This is a genomic window from Streptomyces sp. NPDC002787 (genome assembly GCF_053592095.1).
This window is the reverse complement of record NZ_JBSFVC010000093.1, coordinates 1-1179: the sequence shown is the minus strand read 5'-3', so window position 1 is coordinate 1179 and position 1179 is coordinate 1. Positions and strand designations below refer to the sequence as shown.

Here is a 1179-nt window from a genome sequence, read left to right as displayed (position 1 = left end):
TGTCAATCCCCTCGAATCGTGGAGACCTTCCTATGCAGCCAGCCCCTCACCGAGGCTGGCCCAGTAGTCGTGTTCGTAGTCGATCGGGCTCTTGAAGCCGCACACGCTGTGTAGCCGACGGCTGTTGTAGAAGTCGGTGATCCAGGTCGCGATCCGGATCCGGGCCTCGGTGCGTGTGGCGAAGGCGTGCCGGTGGACGTACTCGACCTTCAGCACGCTGTTGAACGCCTCGCTGACGGCGTTGTCGAAGCACGAGCCGACCCGGCCCATGGACTGGAAGACGCCCAGCCGGCGGCAGGCCCGGCGGAACCTCCGAGAGCCGTACTCGCTGCCGCGGTCCGTGTGGAAAATGACACCGCGGACGTCTCCGCCGCGGGTCGCCGCGGCCATGTGCAGAGCGGCGACGACCAGTTCGGCATCGTGACGGGCACCCATCGCACAGCCGAGCAGGCGGCGGGAGAACAGATCGATGACCGTGGCCAGGTACAGCTTGCCCTCACCGGTTTCGATCTCCGTCATGTCCCCGCACCAGACCAGGTCGGGTGCCTCGGCGGTGAAGTCGCGGCGCACGAAGTCCGGGGCGGCCGGCCGTCTGCCCGGCCGGGTCAGCCCCCGCCGTCTGCGCACCTTGCGCGCGACCAGGCCCAGCTCGGCCATGATTTTCGCGATGGTGTTCACCGAGACTCGCCAGCCCTGCCTCACCAGCCTGATCCAGATCTTCGGCGAGCCGTAGGTGCCACCGGACGTGTCGAACTCTCCCTTCACCGCTTCGAGCAGGTGCTGTCTGCGCAGCTCACGCCGGGTGGGCCGGCGGGTGCGGTGTTTGTAGAACCACGACTCGCTCACGCCCAGGGCGCGGCAGGAGACGCGGTGCGAAATGCCGTGCTCGGTCCTGAAGTCGCTGATCACCCCGACGACGGACGCCGGGTCCGCCACGGCTACTTCACCCACAGGACCATGCAGCGTTTGAGGACATCACGCTCCATGACCAGTTCCTTGTTGTCCCGCTTGAGCTGGGCGTTCTCCCGCCGCAACCGCTCCAGCTCGTCACTCCCGCCGGCCGGTGCGGTCCCTGACCGACGGGCCCGGGAGACCCAGCTCGCCAGGGTGGTCTCGTTGATCCCCAGGTCCTCGGCGACCTCGGCGATCGTCTTGCCGGTCTCCGTGACGATCCGCACA

Annotated in this window: 2 protein-coding genes; both read right to left on the bottom strand. The window is 67.6% G+C overall.

Features of this window, described 5'->3' with window-relative positions; translation table 11 throughout:
* Window positions 1-30: 30 nt before the first annotated feature.
* Window positions 31-951, bottom strand: coding sequence for an IS3 family transposase (locus ACWD26_RS44100; protein WP_451279412.1), 921 nt, complete (start codon window positions 949-951; stop codon window positions 31-33).
* The coding region (locus ACWD26_RS44095) for a transposase (protein ID WP_451279410.1) at window positions 939-1179 on the bottom strand (241 nt) is incomplete at its 5' end. The genes ACWD26_RS44095 and ACWD26_RS44100, both read right to left, overlap by 13 nt.